Annotated in this window: 7 protein-coding genes; 2 read left to right on the top strand and 5 right to left on the bottom strand. The window is 36.3% G+C overall.

Annotated features, from left to right (window positions below; genetic code table 11):
- Nucleotides 1–211: 211 nt before the first annotated feature.
- Nucleotides 212–733: an FKBP-type peptidyl-prolyl cis-trans isomerase gene (locus ACFSJT_RS20475; protein WP_378322229.1), complete on the top strand. Its 522-nt coding sequence runs from the start codon at nt 212–214 to the stop codon at nt 731–733.
- A 244-nt stretch (nt 734–977) separates the two neighbouring features.
- Complete coding sequence (locus tag ACFSJT_RS20470; protein ID WP_378322228.1) at nt 978–1,886, top strand: hypothetical protein; 909 nt, start codon at nt 978–980, stop codon at nt 1,884–1,886.
- A 149-nt stretch (nt 1,887–2,035) separates the two neighbouring features.
- On the opposite strand, the gene ACFSJT_RS20465 is transcribed toward ACFSJT_RS20470, so the two are convergent.
- The 5 genes from ACFSJT_RS20465 to ACFSJT_RS20445 form a co-directional block, all read right to left on the bottom strand.
- Entirely contained in the window at nt 2,036–5,308 is a 3,273-nt protein-coding gene (locus tag ACFSJT_RS20465) for a fibronectin type III domain-containing protein (protein ID WP_378322227.1), read from the bottom strand.
- Nucleotides 5,309–5,814: 506 nt separating this feature from the next.
- Complete coding sequence (locus tag ACFSJT_RS20460; RefSeq protein ID WP_378322225.1) at nt 5,815–6,885, bottom strand: coiled-coil domain-containing protein; 1,071 nt, start codon at nt 6,883–6,885, stop codon at nt 5,815–5,817.
- A 72-nt stretch (nt 6,886–6,957) separates the two neighbouring features.
- The gene (locus ACFSJT_RS20455) at nt 6,958–7,776 is read right to left on the bottom strand and encodes a hypothetical protein (protein ID WP_378322224.1); all 819 of its coding nucleotides are present in this window, start codon (nt 7,774–7,776) and stop codon (nt 6,958–6,960) included.
- Nucleotides 7,757–8,326, bottom strand: coding sequence for an RNA polymerase sigma factor (locus ACFSJT_RS20450; protein ID WP_378322223.1), 570 nt, complete (start codon nt 8,324–8,326; stop codon nt 7,757–7,759). The genes ACFSJT_RS20455 and ACFSJT_RS20450 overlap by 20 nt, the downstream gene beginning before the upstream one ends.
- A gap of 80 nt (nt 8,327–8,406) precedes the next feature.
- The gene (locus tag ACFSJT_RS20445; protein WP_378322222.1) at nt 8,407–9,384 is read right to left on the bottom strand and encodes a polyprenyl synthetase family protein; all 978 of its coding nucleotides are present in this window, start codon (nt 9,382–9,384) and stop codon (nt 8,407–8,409) included.
- Between the last annotated feature and the right edge of the window lie 39 nt (nt 9,385–9,423).

Below are 9,423 nucleotides of genomic sequence, written 5' to 3'. Positions count from 1 at the left end.
GTGTTTTGTCGCAACACCAATTTAGGTGAAAACACATAAAACCGCAAACCTTTGTAAACAAATAGTTTGCGGTTATTTTTTGTAATAGACCTAAGGATTTAAGGCACAGACTAGCGGGAGCGGGGGGAACTCAGTCACGAAAAATGAAACTAATAATCTTTACTATTGTATTGGATTAACCAATAGTAATAAACACAAAAACTATAACAAGATGAAAAACTTATGTTTAGTATTCACTTTAATCTTATTTACCTTTTCTTGTAGTTCTGATGATGATTCCCCAGTACTAGAATCAAGGGATTTCTCTTACACCCAGGAAGAAAAGGATGAAGAGATTGCGCGATTAAAACAATATATCGTAGACAAAGGCTATGAAAATGTTCAAGAGACCACATCTGGATTACATTATATTATTGAGAAAGAAGGGGATGGATTGTTTCCAACGTTGGATGATGATGTTATATTTCATTCAGAAACTACCAATATGGAATCAGATACGTTGATATCTCGATCTAACCGAGAACAAAATATATATGGTCAACATGCAAGAATGTGGATGCTAATAGAAGGAGTCAAAGAAGGTTTTCAGTTGGTAAACGAGGGGTCTGTTATAAGGATGTTTGTACCAGGTTATCTGGCCTTTGGTAAATTTGGCTATTTTGGAGATGTTGACCCCGAAACAAACCTTATGTTTCTAATGGAACTAAATATTGTTTTAAAATCTAAACCTTAACTTACCCGATCGCTCAAATATGATCGCGCTGATTTGCAATCCGAGCTAAGCATGAACTTTTAACTAAACATAAAAAAAGAATAAAAGCCAAATACAAGTGAAAAAGTAGTTTTTCCCTGCCTTACTGCAAAGCATTCAGGTTCTAGTAAATTGACAAAAGTTTAAGCTATTTTGTTAAATATTCTTATGATTTTATCGTTTTAGACGCAATACCTCCACAATGTTTAATTTGAAACAAAACCTCATGAAAAACCTCAAAATCTATTGGCTTATTATGCTGGAAAGCATATTTCTTATCAGTTGCCAGAAACCCGAAATTCAACCTGAACAATTTTTGCCTGAAACTAACCTCAACGCAAAAATAGTTAGGGCACAACGAACTACAAACAATGTGTCATTTGATGTGCCAGACCAGCAAATTTTAGATGAAAACAATGCGGAAGTGTTATTTAGAAATCAAATTTCTGGCTGGGATAACGGTTTTGCCTCGGTACAAAGTAAGAAGCTAAAAGTGACCATGCCCAAAAATCATCATTTGAGCAATACTAATTCTGATCCTTTTGATGATGGGCTACGATGTCGTATTAATGTGCCAGAGCGAGATGGATACGAGCTTCAATTTGATGTTATTTTTCAGTCAAACTTCTCGTTTAGTGGTGGTGGCAAAGTAGGATTTGGATTTGTAGTGGGTAAAGGTGTTTCTGGACTCGACACTACAGCTATTCGAGAGATGCAAGGAGGTAGTTTTAGAGTTGTTTGGGATCTACAAAATGGCAATCACTACCTTTGCCCCTATGTGTATTATCAAGATATGGTTAATGAAAACGGAAGGGATTTTATTAATCACAGATTTCCATTAGAAGCTAGAAAAAGATACACTATACGGTTGCGTATCGAATCGAATACAACAGGAGACAACACCGACGGATACGCTAAAATGGAAATTAGTACCAACTATGGAAATACCTTCCAAACGGTTTGGGAGAAAAGCGATATTCGATGGTCTGGAAACGATGATCCCTTCTTTCGCCATATCCGTCAGTTTTATTTTCAAAATTTCAGAGGTGGGCGCGGAACTCAGTACGATGGTGATAGAGGCGACCAAAGTGTCTATTTTGATCATGTAAAATGGAAGCCTTTTCGTAGGCGTTGACCTAAGACTGTCTTAAAAATAAGGAGCATCATAAGGTTAGTTATTTCCTGAAAGTACCTAGCTACTTGTTAACTGATATCATTTCAAATTTACCCTAAAAAAGAGGCTACCTTTTCAGATAGCCTCTACAATTTAATCCAAACAACTACTTATTTCTTATTAAATGCTCTAGTTACAATGATTTCATCTGCTGTGATTCTTGCAAAATAGGTTCCCGTTGGGAATGCACTTACATCGATTACATTCTCTACACCCTGATAAACACGCTGACCATACATAGAGAAAATCTCTACACTCTGTATAGGCGTTTTACCTTCAGAAATGTTAAGTATATTCTTAGTCGGAACAGGATATAACTTGAACTGATTATCTTGATCCTTAAGATCAGTAAGCTCATAGGTTTCGAGTCTTACTGTGGCTGCACTTTCAACACAGAATGTTGTAGCTTCAGAATTTGCAAACTCTCCACCAGAAACTATAGTTCCTGTACTACTGGATAAGGTATAAGAACCATTACCAAAGCTACAACAAATACCATCTCCAAATGAATCAAAAATAGTGAAGGTATAACTTCCATTGGCCAAACCGCTAATAGTTTCAGTTACCGTAGAACCATCGGGATTTGCGGTAGAGTAACTCTCGGAAGCCACCGTATTACCTACTGCATTTACTAAAGTCCAGGATGTTTCTTGTGGATAATTATCAAAAGTAATGCTTAAGGTTAACTCGCTATCTGCACAGTCTCCTCCGGGATCTGTACCGCTAGTAAGAGATATTGCATCTATTGCGGCATCAGCTCTCCAGGTATTTCCGGTAACTCGATTAAATCGTAATTGCACCCCAGTTCCCAAGTAAGCTGCCAGATCTATCGTGGCTGTTTGCCATGCGTTTCCTTGGTTTCCACTTCGATTCCAAATACTTGTCCATGTCGCACCTTCATCATTACTAGCTTCTACATCTAATGTACCAAAGTTATTAGCTCCAAACATGTGGTATCTGAAAGAGAATGTAGCTGAAGTTGCAGCTCCCAGATCGAAACAAGGAGAGGTTAGTATCGCCTGCTTATTAGGAAAACCGGTGCCATTTCCTGAAGCTTCTACGTATATGTAAGATGATCCATCGTCGGCTCCAGAAGGGCCAGTACTATTTGAAGGAGTGCCATTGGAGTTTCTTGTCCAATCTAGGTCATCACTCGCACTCTGAGTCCAACCGCCTAAATTCACTTCAAAACCTTCATTATAAGGAGTGCCTAAACCTCCTATACATCCTGTAGCCTCTGGTGTAGTAACGCTAAGCGCATTACTTGCTGCAGATGCATTTCCAGCAGCGTCTGTTGCAATTACAGTAAATTGATATGTGGTTTGAGGTACTAAGCCTGTGATGGTAGCTGTTGCAACTGAAACAGTATCAACAGCAACTCCGTCTTGTAATACTTCATAAGCAGTTACCCCAACATTATCTGTTGATGCATCCCAACTTATAGTAGCTTGATTTGCCGAAACATTGGTCACTACAAGATTTGCAGGAACTGACGGTGCCTGAGTATCTGGAGCTGATGTAGTTACATTCAAAGTAGTACTCGCAGCTGATGTATTCCCTGCAGCATCTGTAGCAGCTACTGCAAAATCATAGGATGTACTTGGTGTTAATCCGGTAATATTTACGGTAGTAGTAGCTACTGTATCGATGACTACTCCGTCCTGTAGTACTTCATATCCTGTAACTCCGATATTATCTGTAGAAGCGTCCCAACTAAGTACCAAAGAAGATTGTGTTATTTCTGAAGCTGATAAATTTGTGGGTACCGTTGGTGCCTCGGTATCTGGAGTATCTGGTTCTATTTTAAATGCCACAACATGACTCCTTCTCACATTGGGAGCAGGTCCCTTCATATATTCTGAAATGTGCCAGAAGGTCATATCATCCAACGGATCAATAGTAATTTGCCCATAATCACCATAACGCCCATCACTGCGGTTATTTTGGCTATCTCCATCGGCAGATACTTGCTCTACAGCAGTCATTGTACCTAGCGGATCATTTGCCAATCTACCCGTATATCTCAATGAAGTAAATACACTACTACTCACAACTGTATACCCCATCCCTATATTTCCTTGTGCATCTTGAGCTATACTTCCACAAAATGCGCTAAGTCCATCTGGTTGCACATAAGTTCCTTCCTGGAAAATTGTCCAGGGCTGTCCATCAGATGTTTGTCTTAATTCGTACCAGCGAATACCGGCCAGACTATCTGTACCATCAAGATCTACTACAAAATTTAAAACTATCGAATTATGTGTTCCAAAACGTCTATAGTTGGTCATATACATCATTGTAGCCTGTAAGGCATCAATATCCGGACCGTTACCGGGCTCATCTAAGTTTTGAAATGATCCATTATCAAACACACTGTCAAACGGTGTAGTTGTTATTTCTTGTGGTTGAGAAATGGTCGAGTTAGTAGGGGTAGCCCAATCCACATTAGTAGTCCATACTTTTAAGTGGTCACTGGAAACTCCTGACCATGAGTCATCCTGTAAATAAATAATAGAGTGCCCTACTCCAACAGGTGGCAAAGTAACCCCGGTGGCATTTGAGCCTCCTGGACTATAAAATCCATTAGTTTCAGCGCCTGGTAATGGAAAACCAATAATCTGTGCACTAGCATCTCCAACTAACATTTTATCTCTTTCGACAGCAAATACAACTTCATTTGACTGTGGTGCATTTTGGTTCTTGTTTGCCGTAATATAGTAGCCATCCGACCAAACAGAAAACTTTGGATAGTCAGGAAAAGTATCGGTTAAAAATTCATAGGTAAACCAGCCGTCATTGACAGGATCTGGCCCTTGACTTACCGCAATTAAAAATCCATCTGGATTACTAAAGGCTCCCTTAAACTGTGTCACCAGAAAACGATCGGCAAAATTATCGTAAATAACAATTGGATCTCCATCGGTTTCGCCTGGAAAAAGAGTAGATAGTGAAGCTTCTGGCAACAACACATTACCATCTCTATCTAAAATACCGAAACCAGAATTAAACGCATAAACATAATGATTTGGCCCAATAGCACCAGTTGCGTCATTTAAGACTGTTCCAATATGGGCATCAAAAGAAGCAATAGGTGCTGTTGTTGCCATTTTAGAAGTACTCTTCTTTTGAGAGGCAACAAGAGGATCTCCGTTTTTGGGAAAACCCTTGCCAGGTATAAATTGATTAAAACCCTGTCGCTTAGGAGGTGCTTTATGTGCCATTCCTGAAGCAGAAACAATGTTCTTCATTTTTGAAAAAGCAGGAATCTCTTGAACGCTTTTAGCGTTTGAAAAGAATGTAGCTTTTGTTGGAGCTCCTTTTTGAGCAAAGAGCCCAAAAGTACAAAACGTAAAAAGTGTTACATAAAAGAGTTTTGTTTTCATTTGTGTGAAATTTGGTTAATGGTTTGTTTAAAACATAATAATATTATGACCACATTATTGTGGTGTAAGCATGAGTCTATTTTTGTTTTCTGTATGGAAGAAATAGCTTGATTTTAAGTTGGTTAAATATAGAGTATTTAATAAAGAAACAAAAAAATAATACGTCATAAAATACTTACAATCAGTTAGTTGTGTTAAAACCATAAAAAAATTGAGGATTTTATCTCTATCTATATATTTAACAATTTGCTATTTTTAGTGAAATATTTAACATTTCGATTATTAAACGATTAACATAGTAGTTAGATAGGGTAGTAGTCGTATCAAGGTGAACCAACCTCTGTGTACGCTATCATTACCTCCAAAACAAAAAAAGAGCAGTACGTTATCACCACTCTTTTTAAAGATCAATTATTTTCACTTGATTAAAATTAATCAGGAGATTTATTTTATTATTTTATCACGTTGCGCTTCATCTTCAACGTTTTAATTGAAAAAGTTATCGATTAAAGGTCAAAACGTAATCCTAATGACACATTATTTTGATCGATCTCTGCATTTCTAAAGATAGGAGATAAATCATATTTGGCATACAAGGACACATCGCCAAAACCAACATAAGTACTCAAACCATAAACTAGGTCACTCGTATTATAATCTCTTTTAATCTTGTCTTTAACACGATCCCCATTTTCTCTATATTTTAACTTTTGTCGTGTACTTATATTAGCTCCCACATACCCCCCTAACCCTATTCTAAACTTACGACCCGTATAATATCTTATACTTCTCTCAGTCTCCCTCACTCTTGAGGGTCCAAACTCAAAATGAACAGGAACCACAATATTATCCATTCTAAATTTTGATTTGTTTAGTTCTAGTGGGAATTCTTCTAATTCAGTTTGATTTCCATTTTCGACAAAAAATCTGTTATTTGTGGGCTTTAAACCGTTCGAAGTATAGGAGATCCCGTATTTTAATCTTAAAAAATTTGTATTTCTAAACACCCTGGTTTTCCAAAACCATCCAATTTCAAAAAATCTACTACCTGCGATTTTATAATCAGAATCATCTAATGATTGACCATCGACAATTGCATTATTAAGTCCAAATGCAACTACCAAGCCTGAGGTTGTGCGCCTATCATACTTGATTTTAGGTTCTGCACCAGTATTTACTTTAACCCCAAAAAGCAAATCCCCTTCTTCTCTATCTTTTGCGCCTATACCGATCCATATCTCTGGATCTTTTGAATTCAAATATTCTGAACCATTACGCTCTAACAAAGCAATTTTATTATCAATAATAGCTATTCGATTTTCGATATTTAGCGCATGAATTTTGGCCGCCTCCTCTTTTAATTTTTGAGCCTCTTCGATAGTTATTTTATTAGCATCTAATTGCCCATTTATAGCCTCGACTTCTTTCTTTAATGCATCTTTCTCTGTTGTGATAATATTTTCTTTCTGGGCTTTTAAGTTCTCAATTTTATTGCTCCCTGAGTCTTCTTGAGCATTTGAAAATTGAACACATAGTGTCATGGCCATCAATGTGGCAATTGTAATTAACGTCTTCATTTTTTTTGAATTTTGATCCTGTAAGGTCTCCCTCCTTTCAGAGGGAAACCAAAGGTTGATTGATGAATAAATTTAATTCTCTCTTTCTGCTACCGCAGTTTTAACTTTCTGAAAACCCGACTTAAGCGCTTCAAAAACTCGTTGCTTGAAAGTTTCATCAATTTCTTCTTCAACGTCTTGAAGAAGAGCCGATGCACTTACCGTATTATATTTTATTATTTCTTGGGTTGTAATGTCCCGTTGTGCTTCTCGCAATAAATTATCTATTTCTTCATCGGTAACCTGGGTATTATTTTTTTGTAATTCTTCAATTTGAGCCACTACCCCTTCTACCTTATCTTTAATCACTTCAGAAGAAATCGGTAAGATATCTTCCCGAGTTAACGAATTAGAATCCACTTGATCATTCTGAAATACATCTGTAATAGCATTCTTTTCGTTTACATTAGTATCTTTTGCGATAAATTTCTGCAAGTTTATCTTGTCTTTTTGCGACAGGATCTTTTCTTCTTCTTTAGAGTTAATGACAACTCTATCGCCATTTTTCTCATTATTAATAGTCCTATTTATCTTTTCCTCAGAACTCTTTTGTTGTTTATCATTTTTCTGAACAATCTCAATATCATTCTGTTTCACTTCCTCTTTACTTCTATCCACAATTTGTGGATACATTTTATTCGAAGCAGGTCTATCACTAAATACCGAAGTAAGTATTAAAACTCCCACAAATACGGCAGCTATGCTATACCACCAGATCTTTTTATTTCCTTCTTTATGACCCTCTGTATCCTCTAGTTGTGATGATAATTTTTCCCAAGAGCCTTCAGAAGGATGTATAGCACGCTGCTCCAGCTTTTCCTTTATTTTATCTTCAAATTTCAATGGTGCCATTACTTATTCTATTTTGTTGTTTTAATTTTTGCTGCAACATTTTTCTAGCTTTAAACAATTGCGATTTCGAAGTATTTTCTGAAATCTCTAAAGTTTTTGCTATCTCGCTGTGTTTGTATCCTTCAACAGCATATAATACAAACACCATTCTATATCCTTCTGGCAAACTATCAATTAGTTCCTGAATTTGTTCTAGTTCAAGTTCTGTATTGATATTATTCCAGGATTCCTCATTATAGTTTGTTATTTCTTCGGTAAAGAATATCTGTTTTTGCTTTCTTAAAAAAGAAATAGATTCATTTACCATAATTCTTCGTATCCATCCTTCAAAACTACCTTCGAATTTAAAGTTTTTTAAGTTCAAAAACACCTTCAGAAAACCACTTAACATCACTTCTTCAGCAAAATGTATATCTCTTATATACTGTCTGCAAACACTTAACATCTTAGGAGCGTATTGATCGTACAATTGATGCTGAGCATCTCTATGCTGTTTTGCTGCTTTCTTGACTAGCTGTGTTTCGTTTGTATAAAATTGAATAATTTTCAATACCAAGAATTAATTAATTTGATCCTCTATTTACATAGACGAGATAAAAAACAGAATGGTTGCCTGGGGTATAAAAAATATTATTTTTTTCGATCAATCACATAATCGACCATAAGTTCTAAAGAAGATTTATAATCTGAATCGGGATATTCTGATAAAATTGAAAGTGCCTCATTTTTAAATTGATGCATCACTTTAATTGCATAATCTAATCCAGAATTTTCTTTTACAAAGGCTATTACTTCTTTTACTCGCTTTTTATCTTTATTATGATTTTTAACCGAGTTAATGAGCCACTTTTTTTTCTCCTTTGTACAGTTGTTAAGTGTGTAGATCAATGGAAGTGTCATCTTTTGTTCTTTGATATCAATTCCTGTAGGTTTTCCTATGGCAGTATCACCGTAATCAAAGAGATCATCCTTGATTTGGAAAGCCATTCCTATTAACTCACCAAATTTTCTCATTTTGTGAACGTCAGGAGAGTCAGGAGATACAGAACATGCTCCTAAACTACAGCATGCCGCAATTAGTGTTGCTGTTTTCTGACGTATAATTTCAAAATAAATCTCTTCTGTTATGTCTAAATTTCTTGCTTTCTCTATTTGCAGGAGTTCACCCTCGCTCATCTCCCGTACGGCTACTGAAATAATCTTTAAAAGATCAAAATCCCCGTGATCTATTGATAACAAAAGGCCCTTGGATAACAAATAATCCCCAACTAAAACAGCTATTTTATTTTTCCAGAGTGCATTTATCGAAAAGAAGCCTCTTCTTCTATTTGAATCATCTACCACATCATCATGTACTAAGGTAGCAGTATGGATTAATTCTATTACTGAAGCTCCCCGATAAGTTCTCTCGTTTACTTCTCCTCCCGAAACCATTTTGGCTACAAGAAAAACAAACATAGGTCGCATTTGTTTTCCTTTTCTGTTAACGATATAATGGGTGATTCGATTAAGAAGAGCAACTTGAGAGGACATTGATTGTGAAAACTTTTGCTCAAAAAGTTCCATCTCATCAACAATAGGTAGCTTTATTTCCTCAACAACTTTCAATACGAGACGCTAATTCTGATTTCTAACTTCGTACGAAGA

Origin of the sequence: Aquimarina celericrescens (assembly GCF_042682765.1) — a bacterium.
GTDB lineage: Bacteria > Bacteroidota > Bacteroidia > Flavobacteriales > Flavobacteriaceae > Aquimarina > Aquimarina celericrescens.
Note: the sequence above shows the minus strand (reverse complement) of the source record. Positions and strands in the feature narration are given on the sequence as shown.